The sequence below is a fragment of the Clostridium sp. genome (assembly GCF_016650035.1).
GTDB lineage: Bacteria > Bacillota > Clostridia > Clostridiales > Clostridiaceae > Clostridium_AD.
The window spans coordinates 1-20,328 of the sequence record NZ_JAENWM010000073.1 but is presented as its reverse complement, the minus strand read 5'-3'; the positions used below and the strand labels follow the sequence as shown (position 1 = coordinate 20,328).

Below are 20,328 nucleotides of genomic sequence, written 5' to 3'. Positions count from 1 at the left end.
TAAAACATGTCTTTAGGAGGAGGACCGCAAAATTTTACAGACTTGTCAAGTGTTTTATGCGAAAAAAGTGGGGGAATCAACAAAAATTAATGATGCTAAAAATGAGTAATCACAGGAGCTAAGGAGTTTCCGTGAAAGCTCACTTAATAGTAGGGGGTGACTGGAATCATCTTATTCCAGGTACAGATCCAAGTTTGTTTAATACTACGGAGACTTGGCCGGAATGGCTTCAAAAGATACCAGAAGATTTTACACCAGAGGGTTTTACGTGGGTAGCAGACAAAACAATACCAACTACAAGAACTGATGCGACTAGTTATGTAAAGGATGAAAATTTTTCTGCAGTAATTGATGGTTTTTTAGTTTCCCCAAATGTTGAAATAGAAAATGTTAAAGGCTATGCATTAGAATTTAAATATACGGATCATAACCCAGTAAAAATAGAGTTTAAACTTAAATAATAAAGCCTTATCTTGGTGATATATATCACACAAGATAAGGTTTTTTAATATATCTACTGCAATTTCATTACCTAAAATGGCATGATCAATCTCTATGATTTTTTGCTACTTGATTGGATCTTTAAAAGGACTATTTTATTTTCATGACCTTATCATTAATTTCTTTGTCTGTTAATTTATAATCCTTTGAAGTTAACCAAAGTTCATACACATGCATATCTATTTCATACATGAATATTACTTTTTCAACAGAGATATTTTTTTCTTTTAAAATTTTCATTACTTCTTTTGCAACTGCAATTTGGTCTGTATTACTAATCAAATCTATATTTACTTGTTCATAGAGAGCATTATTTTCAAATATTCCTTTACTACCTCCAGTTGCTTTTTTAATACTTTTCTGAATATCACTACCATCAAATATATTTTTAATCTTGGTATTGTATTGTATTTTGCTTTTGTATTGAATATAAGAATCCAAAATATTTTTTGTTTTAAAGTCTTTTGAAATTGGAAAATAGGTTTCGTCATCTAAGCAAGTTACATTTGCATAATAGTTACCGTAAATAATATCAATTTTTGTAACACCTACTTTAAATGATAGTTCTGGATATTTTGTATCCAGATGTTTTGCAAACTCACTTCTTATACTCAAAAGAAAAATAAATGCGATTACTATAACCACGAGCATTATTCCCCCGACATTTATCAATACAACTTTTTTTTTATCCATAAAGCACCTCCCGTATATTTTTTTATTTATAAATAAATATTAATCAGCAAGTTCATGGAACCGTTTGAACATATAATCTTTTTCAAAAGAAAAGCATACTCTTCTATAGTTATTATCTAAAATCCTGTAATGATCTGATATTGTATTTTGCTGAATTGTATATCCGTTTTTAGCTTCGATATCTTTCCACCAAATTTTGCCTCCAAATGTTGGAATATACCATCTCTCATCGTTTGAAATTGATATTGAACGAATAATATCTTCAACACCCCCTCCAAAAGTTAGTTCTAATATCTCACTGTCTTTAAAAATAACACACACAGCAATTGCAACAGACCACCCCATACTACTTCTTTCTTTCTCTACTTGTACAAGTGTTTTTTTAGATATTCCAAGTATTTCCGCCATTTTATCTTGCGTATATCCTTTTTCAGTTCTTATAAGTCTAACTTTCCTATCTACTTCCTTTATAAATTCAAGCCTTGTCATTAATTAATTCCGCCCTTCAAACTATATTCCTGATAAATTAAATATTTAGTATAAAAATATTCTTATAGTGTAATTATACACCTTAAGAATATTTTTACAACTATATTGTTAGAATTTTAAGACCTAACAGTATAAATTTCATAAAAAAATAGCAACAAAAACTGTATTAGTTTTTGTTGCTAAGTACTGTAACCACTACCACTAGCTATATTACTACTATTTATATTTGATTTGCTTTAATATTTACCTGCGTAGATATATTAGCATTAAATACATGTTCTATTCTAGGTAATGATATTTTTAAAGTTTCCCTAAGAACATCCTCTACTGTTTCTACTGTTTTAATCGTAAGCTCATTTAAAACTTCTTCTGGTACATCCTTTAAATCAATTAAATTATCTTTCGGAATTAATATTTTTGTTATCCCAGCTCTTTGAGCTCCTATTAATTTTTCCTTAAGTCCACCAATTGGAAGCACTGCTCCCCTTAATGTTATTTCGCCAGTCATAGCAAGCTTTGGATCCACCTTTATACCTGTAACAAGTGATGCAAGTGCAGTGAAGAGGGTAATTCCAGCTGAAGGACCATCTTTAGGAGTAGATCCTTGCGGAACATGAATATGAAGATCTCTTTCCTTAAAGTCTATAGCATTCATTGGTAGTCTAGACTTAAGAAGACTTAGTGAAATCTTTGCAGATTCTTTCATAACATCACCTAGTTGCCCAGTTAGTGTTATTTGTCCACTTCCTACCATATCAGTAGCTTCAATGAAAAGTATTTCTCCACCCACCGTAGTGAATGCAAGTCCTGTAACAACTCCAGGAGGATTATCATTTTGAGCCTTATCATGGCTTGAAACTTTTCTGCCAAGCAAATCAATTAGTTCGTCTGCAGTAACTATAAATGGTAATTCCACCTTCTTCGCAACAATTTTTTCGGAGGTAATTCTTGCAACTTTCGCAAGTTGCTTTTTAAGCCCTCTAACGCCAGCTTCTAAAGTATATTCACTTATTATTTTTTCTAATGCCTTGTCCTCAATAACTAACTGGTCCTTAGTAAGCCCATGTTCTTCGAGAACTTCTGATATTAAATGATCTTTTCCAATATGAAATTTTTCACTCATAGTGTAACTAGACATTGTAATTATCTCCATCCTATCAAGGAGTGGCCTAGGTATATTCTCTAGCGAGTTAGCTGTTGCTATAAATAAAACCTGGGACAAATCATAAGGCAAGTCCAAATAGTGATCTGTAAAGCTATTATTTTGTTCTGGATCTAATACCTCAAGGAGTGCACTAGCTGGATCTCCGTTATATCCTTTCATCAGTTTGTCCACTTCATCTAAAACCATAACTGGATTTGTCTCTCCTGCCTTTTTAATACTTTGAAGAATTCTTCCAGGCATTGCACCTATATAAGTTCTTCTATGTCCTCTGATTTCTGCTTCATCACGAATGCCTCCCAAACTAAGCCTTATATATTTCTTATGAAGAGCCTCTGCAATACTTTTACCCAAACTTGTCTTACCAGTACCTGGAGGACCAACTAACAGTAAGATAGAACCTTTATTATCCTTTTTTAGTTGCATAACTGCTAAATGTTGTATTATTCTATCCTTCACTTTATCAAGGCCATAATGCTGCTTGTCCAAGACTTGTCTTGCTTCTTCTAAATTTATAACTTCATGTTCAGCCTTCTTCCAAGGAAGCTTTACGAGTAGATCTAAATAGTTACGTATTATATTATATTCGGCACTATTTGGGCTTTGACCTTCTAGTTTATCTAATTCATCTAGAGCCGCATCCTTTACATCTAATGGCATTTCTGCTTGTTCAATTTTATCAAAATAATCTTTATCCTTTTTAGAACCTTCTCTTTTCCCTTCATTTAGTTCGGTTTGAATAGCTTTTAATTGCTCTCTAAGTAATGATTCTCTATAGCTTTTATTAGATTTCTCAGTGAACTTTTCTGCCATTTCAAGTTGCAATTTAAGAGACTCCTTTTGTTTTAGGATGTAATCCACAAACTTAAGACTTCTCTCCTTTAACGACTGAATTTGAATCAAATCATATTTTTCTTCGTTTGATAGTGGCATAAATTGAGTAAGATGAGCCATAAGTTTATTTAAATCCGTTTGCTCTTTTACTATCTTCATAAACTGTTCTGATCCCTTAAAATTTTCACTAACCTCACCAGTAACTTTTTTCACATACTCTAAAACTTCTTCTTGCCCTTCTTCTGTAATATCAATAACATCCTGTGCAATCTGAAATTCCACATTGATTAAATCATTGGAAATATTGAGTGTTTTAATTTCTACCCTATCCAGTACTTCTATTTTTATTTGATATCCACTTTCAGTTTTTTCCACTTCATTTACATGAAATGAAACTCCAATGCTATGAAAATCTTCTTGCTTTAAACTACTTTGATTAAAATTTTGCTTTAAAGAAAGAGCAATACTAAATTGGTCGTCCATAGCTAAATTTTTTAGTGTTTCCTCACTGACATTTTTTATTTTTAAAGTATAAGTCATTCCTGGCAATAGAACTATATTCGAAACAGGAATTACCATTCCCTCTTTATTCTTTTTATCTAAATTCATATTAATCACCCTTTCCTTAAATAATTATTATTTCATCACAAAAATTCTCTAGCTGCAATAGATTATTATTTTGTTAATTACAGAAGTAATGCCTCTTGAATAATTGTAATCATTTCTGAAAGCATCTTATCCTGTTCGGTTTCTAAAGCACATTGCTTAATTGCAATAGATTTTATAGGATAAAAAAGTATAGCTACCAAATTGTGATTTTGAAAATCTTTAATAATTCTTTTCTCTTTCATTTCCTCTAACAAATCATTTAAATTATTTATACCTTTCATATCTGAACATTGACTAGCTAATGCTGGACAACTTGAAAATTGATCTACAAAATGAAAAATCTCTCCGTGCTCTTGGATGTAATTATAATACCCTCTAGCAAGTATTTCAATAAGTTCACGCCCATTAATATCTTTATAAATCTTGCTGAGTAGATAATCAAAGATTTCTTCAGAATACTCAATATAAATATCCCGTAGCATAATCTCTTTATTCTCATAATAAATATAAAGAGTGGCTGGAGAAACCCCTGCCTCTTTAGCAATTTTTGAAATAGAAGTACCATGGAAGCCTTGTTCAAGTATTAATTTAACAACTGCTTCTTTTATACTTTTTTCTTTCCCATCATCTTTTCTTCTCATCTTAACACCTCTGTTATATTCTATAATAAACGACCATTCATTTATTGTCAAGAGGCTTTTTTATTATTTAATAACATTTTAATGCCTTATTTTTATATAATAATATAACCTTTTAAATATACCATTGCTAACTTACAACTTGTATTGTATAATAAGTTGTTACTTGTCGTAGCCTTAGTAATAATCTATGCTACACTTCAACATAATACTAGCTAAGCATAAATACTTTCATAGATAATTCTTTCAACAAAATTCTTTATTATTACACCTAATTGCCAAATATAGGTCAACTTCCAACTACCCTAAAGGGATACTGGTCTTGTGCCTAATTTTATAAGTATAAAAAAATAAATAGCACAATTACGTTATCAATTGATAAACGTTATCTGTACTACAAAAAAATAAGGGGGATGAGATTATTGAAAACTATAGGTTTTCCAAGAATGCACAAAGAAACAAATGAAAAAAGAGACTTTTTACCATCTTTTTTTGGTATGCTAAAAAAAGAGAATGCACAAATATTTCTTGAAGAGGAATATGGCTCCGCTTTGGGTTATTCAAAACAAGATTATTTAAAGGAAAATGGCACAATAGAATTTGTATCTAACAGAGAATGCTATGAAAAAGACATAGTTGCAGTTTTAAGGTCACCAGAGTACGAAGAAATTGAGTACATGAAAGATGGAAGCACACTATTAAGTATGCTTCATTATCAAACTCGAGCTACTAGAGTAACACAACTTAAAGAGAAAGGCATATTGGCTGTTTCTCTAGATTCTATCAGAAATGATTTTCTTGAAAGAATCGTTGTTAATTATGGCGCAACTTCAGGAAATGGAATTAATGCAGCCTTTACTGAGCTAATAAAAAAATATGAAAATATGTCTATTGTTGATGTAAAACCTATAATTGTAAGCATAATGGGAATGGGACAAGTTGGCTTAACGGCAGCAAAACTAGCTGGAAAATATGCAAATAATAAGGTAAATGAAGCTATACTGTCAGAGAAAAGTAACGGTGTTCTTGTTAATATGCTTTCTAGAAACATAACTAACAATAAAAAACTTATGATGAATATTTTAAAAGACACAGATATTTTAGTAGATGCAACAACTAGAGACGATGCAACAGAATATGTTATAAGCAATGAGTTATTAGGATACTTAAAACCTCATTCTATAATTTTAGATTTAACTGCAGATCCATATTTAACAGATATTAATTCTGTTCAAATAAAGGCAATTGAGGGGATACCAAATGGTACTTTAGATAGAATTGTAATGCACCCAAACGACTCTGAATATAGCAATATTCCGAAGTCTTGTAAATCAAATAACCAAAGAACAGTAGTAAGCTGTAATGCATGGCCGGGAGTAAGCCCAAACTCTTGCATGGACTTATATGGTAAACAGCTTATTTATATTATGCAAAATCTTATAGGATATGACTCTCTTGATTTTCATTTATATAGCAATGATTATTTTAACAGAGCTATTTACAAAGCAACTATTGAATATTTTGAAGAAACTGAAATTAACTACGAAGATGACATAGTAATGTAGTATAATTTTTCTAAAAATAAGAGTGCCAAATTTGGCACTCTTATTTTTGTGATTTTCCTATAACGGCGGATATAACTGAAGTTAAATTAATTATAGATTTATTGAGGTCTTCAATTTTCTTCTCAAATCTAACAAGCAGATATATACTCACACCTATAGGGAAGCCAACTGTATTAACCAGTTTAACAAATGCATCGTACATGTTTGCATCACCTCCCTCACCGTTACAAACAATATATATGCATTTTATAACTATTTTGTGATAGTTTTTTTATAAATTATTTCTTAATATTTTAAAACATTTTTCAAATATTAATCATGTTAAAAATCTCCCTACATATACTTAATTATAATAAATATAATCCTATCACAGGGGGTATTAAATGGACTATAAAAAAATAATAGAAAATGATAGAGAAGTTAAGATCAAAACCAAGTTCGAAGGAACTTTTTTAGACTATTTAGATGTAATTAAAGCAAATCCTGACAAGGCTAAACTTTCGCATAAGAGGATGTATGACACAATTATAAAAGATGGCTTTGAAATTTTAAAGCCTGAAGAAAACCCAAGAATAAGGAAAATATACGGCAATGACCTTATAAAAAGATATAATTTTTTCAAAGAAGACTTTTTTGGAATTGATAAAGTACTTATGAAAATAGTTAGTTATTTTTATTCTGCATCAATGAAAGGTGAAGAATCTAGGCAGGTTTTATATTTAGCTGGTCCTGTAGGTGCTGGAAAATCATCTTTAGTCGAAGCTCTTAAGAAAGCTTTTGAAAATACACCGCCGGTATATGTTTTAAAAGGATGTCCTATGAATGAAGAACCACTACATTTAATACCAAAACATCTTAGACGCGACTTTGAAAAAATGCTTGGTGTAGAAATTGAAGGTGATCTTTGCCCAGCCTGCAAATATAGGCTCTTAAACGAGTATGATGGTAAATTTGAAGATTTTCCTGTTACAACTACTTCATTTTCAATAAGGTCAAGAAAAGGTATAGGTGTTGTCCCACCAGTAGACCCTAATAATCAAGATACTTCAATTTTAACAGGTTCTGTAGATATATCAAAAATGGATATGTATTCAGAAGATGATCCAAGAGTTTTCTCTCTTAATGGAGCCTTCAATGTTGGAAACCGTGGGCTTGTAGAATTTATAGAAGTATTCAAAAATGATGTTGAGTATCTTCACACTATAATAACTGCAACTCAAGAAAAATCAATACCTTCACCAGGAAAGGGCTCTATGATTTACTTTGATGGTATAATTATTGCCCATTCTAATGAAGCCGAATGGAATAGGTTTAAATCAGATCATACTAATGAAGCTATTTTAGATAGAATTGTAAAGGTTGAAGTTCCTTATTGCCTTGAATTAAATGAAGAAATTAAAATTTATGAAAAGATACTTAAAAAGAGTAATTTCAAACCTCATATAGCACCACACACCATTGAAACAGCTGCAACGTTTGCACTACTCTCAAGACTTAAACCATCTAATAAGGTAGATTCTATAACTAAATTAAAGATTTATAATGGTGAGGAAATAGTAGAAAAAGGAACTACTAAAAAAGTTGATATTAGTGAAATAAGAGAAGAAGCAGGTATCGATGAGGGCATGCAAGGAATTTCAACTAGATTTATTGTAAAAGCCATTGATAACGCTATTTCAAATTCAGAATTTGATTGCATAAATCCACTTAGTATTATGGAAAGTATCATTAAATCAGTTAGGGAAATGGATGTTGCTGAAGATGAAAAGAAGAAGTATATGGGCTTTATCCAGGATACTATTAGAAAAGAATACAACAAGGTCTTAGAAAAGGAAGTAACTAAGGCTTTTATACACAGCTATAAAGAGCAAGCGGAAAGTCTGTTTAATAATTATATTGATAATGCAGAAGCCTTTGTAAATAAGGCAAAATTAAAGGATAGTTCTACCGGTGAAGAGTTACAAGCCGATGAGCATTTTATGCGTTCTATAGAAGAACAGATTGGAGTAGGTGAAAGTTCTGCAAAAGGGTTCAGGAGTGATGTTACTTCCTATATGTTCTATGTGGTTAGAAATGGCGGTAAAATTAAATATGAGTCTTATGAACCACTAAAAGAAGCTATTGAAAAGAAACTAACAAGCTCAGTAAAAGAGCTGTCAAGAATTGTGACTAGGTCTAGAGTCAGGGATAAAGAGCAGGATGAAAAATATAATGTTATGGTGGAACAAATGAAACTAAATGGCTATTGTGATCATTGCTGCGATGTAATATTAAAATATGCCGCTAATAATCTTTGGAAGGACTAATCCTATGGGGGTATTTAGAGACAATAATTCATCTCCCATAGACCATGATAGGGCTGTAGAGGACAGACGACGTCACCGTCAGCTTGTAGAAAAATCCATTAAAGAAAATTTAGGGGATATCTTATCCGAAGAAAGCATTATAGGGCAAAGTAAGGATAAAAAAATCAAAATACCTATAAGAGGTCTTAAGGAATATGAATTTATTTTCGGTAAAAACAAGGGTGGAGTTGGTAGTGGAGATGGCAATGAAAAACGAGGTCAAGTTATAGGAAAAGAAAAGGCACAAGGCTCTGGAAAAGGTTCAGGTGGAGCCGGTGAAGATGAAGGTGAAGATATTTACGAAACTGAGATAACACTAGAAGACGCTCTAAATTATCTATTAGAAGATTTAGAGCTCCCTGAAATGGACAAAAAAAAGTTTTCGGAAATTTTAACGGAAAATAGTACTAAAAGAGCAGGATATCAAAAACATGGAATTAATCCACGCCTTGCTAAAAAAAGAACAGTAACTGAAAAAATTAAAAGACAACAAGGAAAACGTAAAGCCTTAAAAGAAATATCAAAAGATGATGAAATGGAAAGATTACCTTTCAAAAATGAAGATCTAAGATATCATAGACTAAAACAAGTGTTAAAGAGAGAATCAAATGCAGTAATTTTATGTGTAATGGATGTATCTGGATCAATGGATAACACAAAAAAATACTTGGCACGCTCCTTCTTCTTTATTCTGTCTCAATTTATTAAATCTAAATACTCAAATGTGGAAGTTAGTTTTGTTGCCCATACAACTGTTGCTAAGGAAGTAAACGAAGTTGACTTTTTTCACAAAGTAGAATCAGGAGGTACCTATATTTCTAGTGGACTAAATAAAGCTTTAGAAATAATTGATAAAAGATATAATCCTGAATATTGGAATGTGTATGTTTTTTACGTAAGTGACGGAGATAATTGGCAAGAAGATAATCAAAAAGCCATAGATGCTGCAAAAAATATTTGCGAAGTAAGCAATCTATTTGGATATGCTGAACTTATGCGTAGCTACTATTCTTCTTCAATGAAAGATACTTTTCAAAAAGGAGTAACTAATAAAAACTTTCTTTCTGTGGATATAAAAGAAAAACTTGATTTATGGAAAGGACTTAAATACATGCTAAAAAAGGGCGGAGAGAGGTGACACTATTTTGGAGTATACCTTAAAGGGTTTGGAAAATTGGAATGTTAAAATTGAAAATTTAGCAATAAAAGTAGGACTTGATTTCTATCCTCAAGAGTATGAAATAATAGGATATAAAGATATGTTAGGCTACGAATCTTATATCGGGATGCCTTCAAGATATCCACATTGGAGCTTTGGAAAGTCCTATGAAAAAAACAGTACCGTATATAAATATAATTTAACTGGACTACCTTATGAAATGGTTATAAATTCGGATCCATGTATTGCATATTTAATGAAGGAAAATACCCTTTTACTACAGATACTTACAATGGCTCATGTTTATGGCCATAACGATTTTTTTAAAAATAATAGACTTTTTAAAGACGGGACTAGAGCTGCATCTACTGTGGAAATGTTTAAATTTCATGCAGATATGGTAAGGAGTTATATAAATGATCCAAGTATAGGTTATGAGAAGGTAGAACGAATATTAGATGCAGCTCATGCCATAAAATTCCAAACTTCTAGGGTTATTGGAGAAAAAAGAATACAGGGCGAAGTACTAAAACAACGACTTTTAGATGATTATAAAGATAAAAATGAAGTTCATAGTAATTTAGAAACATATGTTAAATTACAATTTCCTAATTTAAATAAAATACCTATAGAACCAGAGGAAGATATTTTATATTTTATAATAAAATATGGAGATTTGGAAGAATGGGAAAAAAGTTTATTAGAATTTGTAAGACAAGAAACCTCTTATTTTATTCCTCAAATTGAGACAAAGATAATGAATGAAGGCTGGGCTAGCTATTGGCATTATAATATCTTGAAAAAGCTGGATTTACCTGATTCACTCCATTTAGAATTCATTAAGCGCCATAATGATGTTATAGCTCCAGGTTTTGGATCCATAAATCCATATTTTGTAGGATTCAAAATTTTTGAAGATATTGTAAAGCGATATGGACCAGATAAGATATTTGAAGTTAGATCCCTTGAACGAGATGAATCCTTTTTAAGAAAATATTTAACAGAAGAACTATGTGCGGATCTTAATTTATTTGAGTATGCTGCTAAGGATGGAAATTTTGTAATTAAAGAAGTAGCTGATGATAATGGATTTAAAAGTATTAGAAATACCTTATGTAGTTCTTGCGGCGTAGGTAGTATACCCCTTATTAGGGTAATCGAAATGTCCAAAAATGACAAAACTTTAATTCTAGAGCATGTTTTTGATGGAAGAGAGTTAAATTCTGTTTACGCACAAGGGACACTAAAGTATATATATGAGTTATGGGGCCATACTGTTAGTTTAAAAACAACACAACTTGGGAAAGAAATTAAACTTGTATGTGATAACAATCACATAACTGTAAAATAATAACACCACAAACCCAAAGCCGTACTATAAAATGTACGGTTTTTTTTACTGGTGTTTTAATCATTACAGGCGTTTATATATGCCAAAGAAACTAAAAATAAACCCTATAGGTTTAATCCTATAGGGTTAATAATAATCTTTTAATTATCTTCTGAATCCTCTGTCGTTCTGTTGTTTTCTTGCTCTTCTGCAATCAACACATCTTTGAGGCTCATTGTCGAATCCTTTTTCTTTGTAGAATTCTTGTTCGCCTTCAGTGAATACGAAGTCTTTACCACAATCTTTACATACTAAAGTTTTATCTGCCATGTTAAACATTCCTCCTTTTTCTAAATATTAAGATCTAGAACCAATTAACAATTATATTCAAAAAAGAGGATATGTTGTTATCTAGTTTAATCTCAGCACTAACTGTAGTTAAACAATTAATATAGATTTATTTTAGCATGTCCATTAATGAAATGCAATATATTTCCCCTTGTTTTATTAACAATAATTCTCAATATTTCATTATTAAAATTAATGTTAAGGATATTTATTCTTTTATTTTTGTAAGCTGATTTCTATCTTCCATTTGAGGTGGTTCTTCCATCCATCCATGTTTAATCATCATTTTTCCGCCTTTTTTTGAATAAGTAAAGGTGTTTTTTACAATTAATGCTAGTTTAACATGTAAATCACCTCTCATGCTAAATGATGTACCCAAAGCATTGAAGCCTAAAGCTGAGCTGGTTATTAAACTAATTATGTACATCATAAGTTTATCTGAAAATGGTGTTTTAATTGTATCTGTAGCCTTGCCTGCCCATGTACTTGGAGGTTGAATATCACTTTGTAATAACACAGCACTTAATTCAGTTATAATATTTTTTGATATTTCTTTACCTTCTATAAAATATGTTTTTACTTCATCTTCTTTCGCAACTTGTGCAAATCCTGTCATCAGTTGCATTCCTAAAATATTGTTTTCTATAGCTTCATTAATATAACCAACCTCAATTGTATTTAATGAGCGTTTTTCAGATAAAATATTATAACCACTCATGTAATTTATGTTTTCAATAAATTCTATACGTTTTGGAATAGTTACAGCTGGTGGTTGTGCAAGAACTCCTTTTCCTAATAGATAGTTTGTTGTCATAACAAAATATTTATCAGCAATATCATATTCAAGTTTATATAAATCATGAACTTCTTTCATAAGTGATATAGCTGTAAATACAGAAGAATGACCAAGTTTCAATTTCATAATCTGACGAAGAAACATTATATTGAAAATATCATCAAATAGCGGAGGTTCTTCTCTTATAATATCTCGTTCATCAAATCCCATTGGAATAACTGCATTTGCTTTATTAAATATATTCACAATATTACCTTTTACATTTAGAATATCAGTAATATACTCACTTAATATATTTTTGGCTTCTTTATCAATAGTTTTATCTTTAAATATATTAAATATCATTAAATTTGCTGTTGTAGATTGATAAGCCATCCATATTGTACCTACTTCTGATGAAGATAATTGTATTTTTGCCTCTGTAGTCATTTTAATGACCCCTTTTTTTTATTTTTTTAATATTAAACTAAATATAAACATAATTAATCTTTTATTTTGTAAGTTGATTTCTATCTTCCATTTGAGGAGGCTCTTCCATCCATTTATGTTTAATCATTAATTTAGCACCTTTTTTTGAATATTCAAATATATCCTTAGAAATAAGTCCAAGTTTAACATGTAAATCTTTTCTCATACTGAAAGATGTACCGAGTCCAGTGAAGCCTAAAGCTGTACTTGCTGTTAAACTATTTATGTACATCATAAGTTTATCAGAGAAAGGAGCCTCCGTAGAATTTGTAGCTTTACCTGCCCAAGAACTTGGAGGTTGAATATCACTTTGTAATAACACACCACTTAATTCCGTAATTACATTTTTTGCTAATTCTTTACCTTCTATGAAGTATTTTTTAACTTCGCTTTCTTTTGCAACTTGTGCAAATCCAGTAAGTAACTGCATGTTAAAAATATTATATTCTATAGCTTCATTAATATAACCAACCTCAATTGTATTTAATGAACGCTTTTCAGAAAAAGCATTAAATCCACTCATGTAATTTTTATCTTCTATAAATTCTACTTGTTTGGGCATAGTTACATATGGTGGTCTTGCAAGCACCCCTTTTTCTAATAGATAGTTTGTAGCCATCACATAATATTTATTAGAAATGTCGTACTTTTGTTTTAATACTTCATTTACCTCTTTCAAATATGACATTGCTGCAAATACAGCAGAATGACCTAAATGTAATTTTGAAAGTTGGCGAATATACATTATACTGAAGATATCATCAAATAGAGGTGGTGCTTCTCGTATAATATCTTGCTCCCCAAATCCTAGTGGAATAACTGCTTTTTCATTGTTGAATATTTTTACAATTCCATTGATTGTATTCTTTCTATCATTAGCATAGGAGGTAACTATCTTTTTAGCATCCTTATCTATAACTTTATCTTTAAATAAATCGCAAATTGTTACCGATGCTGATACTGTTTGATAGCTCATCCATAATGTACCTAATTCTGTTGAAGTTATTTGTAGTTTTGCTTCTGTTGTCATTTTAATCCACCCTTCATATTTGATATATATAGTTTAAAATATATAATTCTAGTTTACTTAATTATATTATCTTAAAATTCTTCTTATCTTATAATGTTATAAGGTATTTTCATTATAAAAAATAAAATATGTGGACTTATAAGTGCAATCATCCAAGCATACATTGGCTTTTTATAATGAAGTATTAGCATTGCAAATATCATATAATTGAACGCCAAACTATACCATATATTCCATCCGTTTAGGTGTGTAAAATATCCTAATTTCATACCAATTAATTCAGCTAAAGTGTAAATAGCCACATAGATAGAAATATGAAAAATTTGTTTTGTTTTTTTGCTTGGTAAATGAGGAATAAATAGCATTACTGTGCTTGGATATACTGTTATACAAATATATAAATCAGAAAAGGTGTGATTTAATATTTTTGATTCATATAACCATAATGGATTATTATATATTAATAGAATACAGGTAACATTACTCAAAACAAAAAATAATATAGTAGAATAATAATTCTTCCAATTTTTCCAGTCTCCAAATTTATAACAAATGATAATAGATATAATAGAAAGAAATATAAGATACATAATAAAAACACCTACTTAAGTTTTTATTTTAGCCTCACACTAAATTTTCATGATTAACTGATTGTAGTGGTTGTTAAGGCAACTATTGTCAATCATAATATTCGCACCTTTTTTACCGTACTTCATAATTTCGGCTAAATATTTCATCATCTATCTGACTTAAAATCAAATTGTAATTTTGCATTCCTAATCTTGACATAAAGCATAAATATCCCAAGTAGAAAACATCAGTATATAAGAACTCCATAAACCTGCTATTTCCGTTGAAAGCAAAGGTAATTTTGAAATATATTCCATAAATGTTGCCTCCTAATATTCATTGATACATTTAATATACCCTGCTTATAAAATTAATATACTATTAATATATACTGAATAATTTAGTGAAGTTTTAATTAAATCAACTTATATTCTCAATTACTTTAATCATACCCATATTTAAAGCAATTATGGTTTATCCATAAAATTGACTTCCCTTTCATCGTTTTCAAAAACGCAATGGAAATGATAACAAGTCGGTATGATAGCATATTAGACTTGTTATTTTTTAAATTATTAAAATAAATATTTAACAAAGTTTGATTTTTCTATTGCATTTAATATTATATGTGTTATTATATTGTTATATCTTAATATTAGAATATACCAATTTAATGATCTTCTCAAAATTAAAATATAACTAAATAATGCTCTGGTAAAATTCAAGAAAGGGAAAATCTATGGATAAAGATTATACTAAATACTGTGAAATTGCAGAAGTTATAAAAGTATTGGCACATCCTATTAGGTTATGTATAGTGAAAAGTATATTAGACCAAGGTGAGTGTAATGTATCACATATGCATACTTGCCTAGCAGTTCCTCAATCTACTGTATCACAGCATTTACAGAAGTTAAGATATGCTGGTGTAATAGAGGGTCATCGAAAGGGGCTTGAAGTTAATTATAAAATTAAAAATGAAAGAATAACAGAGTTAATAAATTCAATCTTAATATTGAATTATAAATAAGTTATGATAATACAAGGAGGAATATTTTTATGAAAAAAGTATTAATTGTAGGTGGCGTAGCTGGTGGAGCTTCAACAGCAGCCAGACTTAGAAGACTTGATGAAACTGCGGAAATCATTATGTTTGAAAGAGATGAATATATATCTTTTGCAAATTGTGGACTCCCTTATTATATAGGTGAAGTTATAAAAGAAAGAGATAATCTTTTAGTACAAACACCTGAAAGTATGAAAGCCAGATTTAATATAGATGTAAGAAATAACAGTGATGTAGTGGGAATTGACACAGAGAAAAAGACTGTGACAGTTAATAGTAAGGCTAATGGCACTTATGAAGAAAGCTATGATTATATAGTCCTATCACCAGGCTCTAAAGCAATTAAACCTAATATAGAAGGCATTAATAGCAAAAGAATATTTACCTTAAGAAATATACCAGATACAGATAATATAAAAGCATTTGTTGATAAAAAAGGTATTAATTCTGCTGTTGTTATTGGCGGAGGATATGTTGGAATTGAAATGGCTGAAAACTTAAAAGAAAGAGGTCTTGACGTTACTATAGTAGAAGCAGCTCCTCACATAATGGCCCCTTTAGATACAAATATTGTTTTAACCGTTGAAAAGGAAATTTCAGATAATGGAATTGAAATAATTTTAAACGACGGAGTAAAAGCTTTTACAGATAATGAAGATAGTGTGGAAATAATTTTAAATAGTGATAAAAAACTAAACGCTGATATGGTTATTTTAGCAATAGGAGTGCGTCCTGATACTGGTTTCCTAAAAAACAGTGGAATAGAATTCGGACCTAAAGGTCATATAATAGTAAATGATAAAATGGAAACAGCTGTTCCTTCTGTATATGCAGTAGGTGATGCTATAGAAATAGTTGATTTTGTGAACAAACAAAAATCAGCAATTCCACTAGCTGGACCTGCAAATAAACAAGGTAGGATTGCAGCTGATAATATAGCTGGTCTTGGAACTACTTTTAAGGGAACTCAAGGAACTTCAATTATTAAGGTGTTTGGTTTAACAGCTGCCGGTACAGGCAATAATGAAAGAACTTTAACTAGACTTAATATTCCTCATAAAGTTGTATTTGTACATCCTGTATCTCATGCATCGTATTACCCTGGTTCTCTTCCTATGACTTTAAAACTTATTTTTAATGATGAAGGAAAGATACTTGGCGCCCAAGGTGTAGGTTATGACGGAGTAGACAAGCGAATAGATGTACTTGCTACAGTTATACGCCTAGGTGGAACAGTTACTGATTTAACAGAGCTAGAACTTTCTTATGCACCTCCTTTCTCATCAGCTAAAGATCCAGTAAATATGGCAGGTTTTTTGGCTGAAAATGTGTTAAAAGGAATAACTAATGTAATAACCACAGATGAGTTCTCAGCCTATGATAAATCCAATACTGTACTTATAGATGTACGTACTGACATTGAATTTGAAAATGGACATCTTGAAGGTGCTATAAATATTCCAGTAGATGATTTAAGAGAAAGAATGAACGAACTTGATAAAAACAAAGAAATTGTTGATTACTGTCAAATAGGTATTAGAGGGTATATCGCAGCTAGAATTTTATCTCAAAATGGATTCAAAGTTAAAAACTTAACTGGGGGATATAAATCAGCTCTAAATTCAAATATAAAATTAGATAAAGTAAGCGTTAGTGATGGAGCAAAAAGACAGTCTGTAGATCCTGATACTCAAGTTATAAAACACTCTTTAGATAATGGCACTTCTAATTATGATAAAGCTCTAGATGCTTGTGGTTTATGTTGTCCTGGTCCATTAATTCAAGTCAAAGCTAATATTGACGATTTATATGAAGGTCAAATATTGAAAGTAACAGCTTCTGATCCTGGTTTTTATGAGGATATTAGATCTTGGTGTACTAAAACAAACAATGAATTATTAGATCTTAGAAAAGAAAAAGGTATGGTTTACGCCTTTATTAAAAAAGGAAATAGTAATAATACAAAAGTAAATAGATCCTTTCCAGCAGATGCAGTAGAAAAAAACAACAAAACCATGGTAGTTTTTAGTGGTGATTTAGATAAAGCCATTGCAGCCTTTATTATTGCAAATGGGGCAGTTGCAATGGGTAGTAAAGTTACAATATTATTTACCTTCTGGGGTCTTAACGTCATAAGGAAACCTGAAAAAGTATCTGTTAAAAAAGGTTTAATAGATTCCATGTTTGGATTTATGATGCCTAGAGGAAGTAAAAAACTTAGACTTTCCCAAATGAACATGATGGGAATGGGAGCTAAAATGATCCGTTCTGTAATGAAAAACAAAAATATAAGTTCTCTTGAAGATTTAATAAAATCAGCTATTGATAGTGGCGTAGAGGTAGTTGCTTGCTCAATGTCCATGGATGTTATGGGTATTACTGAAGCGGAACTTATTGATGGTGTTAAAATTGGAGGAGTTGGCTATTACTTAGGTGAAACTGAAAACTCAAATGTAAATCTATTTATTTAATATTTTAGGTGCCACCCACGTGGCAAGTGGCAAGTTTAAAAAAATATATGCGGAAGAACTACTGAGGTAGTGCTTCCGCATTTTATTGTTATTATGCTTTTAATCTATAAGCCTCATCTCAAAATCCAGCGGTACATTATACTGTATGCTTTTCACATCCAAAATTATTTTTTCATCCTTTAATTCATTAAATTTAAACTTTACCGTTTCTTTAAAAGAATCCACTTCTATCTCTTTAATTGCAACTTTCTTACCTTTTTCATTTTTTGCTTCTAAACTAAACTCTATTGCATTTTCAGATACATTTAAAGTAATATTAGAACCATCAACATCGATAATAGATATTCCCAGATTATTAGGATCTACCTGTTTATTTTTTAAATCTATAGTAATATGTTTATCCTGTTTATTTATATATTTAAATCCCCCACACTGGAAAGTCAATCCCTTTGTGCTGTCCTTTGTGCTGTCTATACCGCCTTGCAATTCTAAGTAAATCATATTGTCATCAACATAAGATGTAAAGTCACTAGGACTAAAATACTGCGTCCCCTCTCCATCAACAAGACTTGGTTCTAAAACCCCAGTTAATTTATTTTCCTCACTTAAAAGTTCGCAGTAAACTCTACTCCTCGAACCCGAAAGTTCCAATTTTGCAATTTTAAATATACCCACTTCACTTTTAAATTCTTTTCCCTTTATATTAAAAACTCTTAAACCCTTGTTATAAATTTTATCATTTAGCGATATAGGTATATTTAAAGTTGTGATTTTACTATTTTCATAAAGCTGTTCTATATCACTTATAGCCTTTTCATCTAATTCTGAGCGTGCTATATGAAAAGATGGATTATCTTTATAAACCGCTATTTCTATTTCAAAATCTTTAACTACCCTGTCCATATGAACTTCCATATAATCTTTATCTTGCCCTATTACTGACCATGGAAGGTATTTACCATCAGCTTTATTTTTAAATTTTATTATTTTCCCTAACATTAAACTTTCATCTTCAATTAAATCTTCACTCTCAATCTCATAACCAATCCATAATTTTAAGTCATCCCCTGCTACTTCTGTTACCGTAAACTTTACCCCCTTATCTTCTATAGCAGTACCTACTTCCTGAATGTTTCCATTATTTATAACATTATTAAATCCCTTGTCATAGCTCACTATTTTTATAAGCTTGTCTAATCCTGGTATTTTAACTAAAGCTAGTGCTACACCCGGAAAAACATTAACTGATACTACAAATACTAACATTGCTGCTATCACTGATTTTACTATCTTATTAATGATTTTATTTTTCTTTACGCCTTTTCCTTTTTTAGCTTCTCTTTTTAAGTCTAATTCAGTAGCCTGCACAATTTTCCCATGGAGTTTAGCCCGAATTTTTTCCTTTTCATTATTATTGTCATTAGAATTTTCTATATAATCCTTTGTATATTCCTTATTCATTATCATACTCAAATCCTCATCAGAAATATTATCTACTATATTAAATAATTCCTTTTCATTCATATCACTTCTACCTCCTTACATCTAATTTTTTTTAACAAAAGTCTGCACCGATATAATCTATTGTCTACAGAACTAACAGTTGTATTAAAGACCTTCGCTATTTCTTTTATTTCATAATTCATGAAATATCTAAGGTGAAAATATGTTTTATCAGGTTCTTTGAATTTACTAATTATCTGTAAAAAGTCTTGTTCAGCAATTTTATCAAGTACTTCCTCTTCAATGCTAACTGATACATTGTCCCAAATATCCATATTGTTAACAGATTCACTTAGTTCCTTTTGTGTATGCTTTTGAAGTTTTCTCCTTACATTAAGAGCTACTGTTCTTGTCTTTACATTTACAAATGTATCAAAAGAACCACGCTTACCATCAAATTTATGAATTTCTTTCCATAAAGCTAAAAACACATCACTTGCACATTCTTCAATATCCTCCTTAGTTCCAAATATACCTAGGATTCTTTTTACATAATAATATACTCTGTCAAAGTACATATCATATAGATCATCTATAGCCCTTTCATCTCTTGTTTTTAACCTATCAACCAATTTATCTATCATCTTTAAACACCTCTCATATAGTAATACGTGCACTCTCGGAAACTCTTAATGCATTGCTAACTCTTGATTCATTTTTGCTCAAAAATCAACTTCACCTCAGAATTTCTTCGTGCTATATATTGTACGGATAGCTTAGATAATCCAAGCTATTCGTAGCATTATCTATT

Annotated in this window: 17 protein-coding genes and 1 pseudogene; 7 read left to right on the top strand and 11 right to left on the bottom strand. The window is 30.5% G+C overall.

The genetic code is table 11. The features are described 5' to 3' along the window. Window positions 1-140 precede the first annotated feature (140 nt). A pseudogene (locus tag JJD95_RS15240) lies at window positions 141-461 on the top strand (endonuclease/exonuclease/phosphatase family protein); the annotation flags it as partial. 130 nt (window positions 462-591) lie between these two features. Here JJD95_RS15240 and JJD95_RS15235 read toward each other — a convergent pair. From JJD95_RS15235 to JJD95_RS15220, 4 genes are all read right to left on the bottom strand, one after another. Then, the gene (locus JJD95_RS15235) at window positions 592-1,194 is read right to left on the bottom strand and encodes a hypothetical protein (protein WP_291643878.1); all 603 of its coding nucleotides are present in this window, start codon (window positions 1,192-1,194) and stop codon (window positions 592-594) included. Window positions 1,195-1,233: 39 nt separating this feature from the next. Beyond that, complete coding sequence (locus JJD95_RS15230) at window positions 1,234-1,683, bottom strand: helix-turn-helix domain-containing protein (protein ID WP_291643877.1); 450 nt, start codon at window positions 1,681-1,683, stop codon at window positions 1,234-1,236. A 220-nt stretch (window positions 1,684-1,903) separates the two neighbouring features. Then, window positions 1,904-4,288, bottom strand: a complete 2,385-nt coding sequence (lon, locus tag JJD95_RS15225; RefSeq protein WP_291643876.1) for an endopeptidase La — start codon at window positions 4,286-4,288, stop codon at window positions 1,904-1,906. Window positions 4,289-4,365: 77 nt separating this feature from the next. After that, window positions 4,366-4,929, bottom strand: coding sequence for a TetR/AcrR family transcriptional regulator (locus tag JJD95_RS15220; protein ID WP_291643875.1), 564 nt, complete (start codon window positions 4,927-4,929; stop codon window positions 4,366-4,368). Between the two features lie 419 nt (window positions 4,930-5,348). Here JJD95_RS15220 and JJD95_RS15215 point away from each other — a divergent pair, with 419 nt between their 5' ends. Further along, window positions 5,349-6,491 (top strand): alanine dehydrogenase, encoded by a 1,143-nt coding sequence (locus JJD95_RS15215; RefSeq protein ID WP_291643874.1) that lies wholly within the window; start codon window positions 5,349-5,351, stop codon window positions 6,489-6,491. Window positions 6,492-6,531: 40 nt separating this feature from the next. Here JJD95_RS15215 and JJD95_RS15210 read toward each other — a convergent pair whose 3' ends face one another. Further along, window positions 6,532-6,693, bottom strand: a complete 162-nt coding sequence (locus JJD95_RS15210; RefSeq protein ID WP_291643873.1) for a YvrJ family protein — start codon at window positions 6,691-6,693, stop codon at window positions 6,532-6,534. A gap of 181 nt (window positions 6,694-6,874) precedes the next feature. Between JJD95_RS15210 and JJD95_RS15205 the strand changes: the two genes are divergently transcribed. Genes JJD95_RS15205 through JJD95_RS15195 form a run of 3 tightly spaced genes read left to right on the top strand, consistent with a single transcriptional unit; the run spans window position 6,875 to window position 11,346 of the window. Continuing rightward, the gene (locus JJD95_RS15205) at window positions 6,875-8,797 is read left to right on the top strand and encodes a PrkA family serine protein kinase (RefSeq protein ID WP_291643872.1); all 1,923 of its coding nucleotides are present in this window, start codon (window positions 6,875-6,877) and stop codon (window positions 8,795-8,797) included. 4 nt (window positions 8,798-8,801) lie between these two features. Continuing rightward, a complete protein-coding gene (gene yhbH / locus JJD95_RS15200; RefSeq protein ID WP_291643871.1) occupies window positions 8,802-9,974 on the top strand; it encodes a sporulation protein YhbH in 1,173 nt (390 codons plus the stop codon). A 7-nt stretch (window positions 9,975-9,981) separates the two neighbouring features. Then, window positions 9,982-11,346 (top strand): SpoVR family protein, encoded by a 1,365-nt coding sequence (locus tag JJD95_RS15195; RefSeq protein WP_291643870.1) that lies wholly within the window; start codon window positions 9,982-9,984, stop codon window positions 11,344-11,346. Between the two features lie 144 nt (window positions 11,347-11,490). On the opposite strand, the gene JJD95_RS15190 is transcribed toward JJD95_RS15195, so the two are convergent. The 4 genes from JJD95_RS15190 to JJD95_RS15175 all read right to left on the bottom strand — a co-directional run bounded on the left by JJD95_RS15190 (window position 11,491) and on the right by JJD95_RS15175 (window position 14,557). Continuing rightward, window positions 11,491-11,655, bottom strand: a complete 165-nt coding sequence (locus JJD95_RS15190) for a zinc-ribbon domain-containing protein (RefSeq protein ID WP_226261468.1) — start codon at window positions 11,653-11,655, stop codon at window positions 11,491-11,493. Window positions 11,656-11,881: 226 nt separating this feature from the next. After that, window positions 11,882-12,898, bottom strand: coding sequence for a DUF3231 family protein (locus JJD95_RS15185; RefSeq protein WP_291643869.1), 1,017 nt, complete (start codon window positions 12,896-12,898; stop codon window positions 11,882-11,884). A gap of 61 nt (window positions 12,899-12,959) precedes the next feature. Further along, window positions 12,960-13,967, bottom strand: coding sequence for a DUF3231 family protein (locus tag JJD95_RS15180; RefSeq protein ID WP_291643868.1), 1,008 nt, complete (start codon window positions 13,965-13,967; stop codon window positions 12,960-12,962). Window positions 13,968-14,050: 83 nt separating this feature from the next. Then, window positions 14,051-14,557 (bottom strand): CBO0543 family protein, encoded by a 507-nt coding sequence (locus JJD95_RS15175; RefSeq protein ID WP_291643867.1) that lies wholly within the window; start codon window positions 14,555-14,557, stop codon window positions 14,051-14,053. Window positions 14,558-15,276: 719 nt separating this feature from the next. Here JJD95_RS15175 and JJD95_RS15170 point away from each other — a divergent pair. Beyond that, window positions 15,277-15,567 carry a helix-turn-helix transcriptional regulator gene (locus JJD95_RS15170; protein WP_291643866.1) on the top strand — a complete coding sequence of 97 codons (291 nt, stop codon included), beginning with the start codon at window positions 15,277-15,279 and terminating at the stop codon, window positions 15,565-15,567. A gap of 29 nt (window positions 15,568-15,596) precedes the next feature. Then, window positions 15,597-18,074 carry a CoA-disulfide reductase gene (locus JJD95_RS15165; protein ID WP_291643865.1) on the top strand — a complete coding sequence of 826 codons (2,478 nt, stop codon included), beginning with the start codon at window positions 15,597-15,599 and terminating at the stop codon, window positions 18,072-18,074. A gap of 99 nt (window positions 18,075-18,173) precedes the next feature. Here JJD95_RS15165 and JJD95_RS15160 read toward each other — a convergent pair whose 3' ends face one another. Both JJD95_RS15160 and JJD95_RS15155 read right to left on the bottom strand, forming a co-directional pair. After that, complete coding sequence (locus JJD95_RS15160; RefSeq protein ID WP_291643864.1) at window positions 18,174-19,598, bottom strand: DUF4179 domain-containing protein; 1,425 nt, start codon at window positions 19,596-19,598, stop codon at window positions 18,174-18,176. Next, complete coding sequence (locus JJD95_RS15155; RefSeq protein WP_291643863.1) at window positions 19,595-20,161, bottom strand: sigma-70 family RNA polymerase sigma factor; 567 nt, start codon at window positions 20,159-20,161, stop codon at window positions 19,595-19,597. Before JJD95_RS15155 ends, JJD95_RS15160 begins: the two co-directional genes overlap by 4 nt. Between the last annotated feature and the right edge of the window lie 167 nt (window positions 20,162-20,328).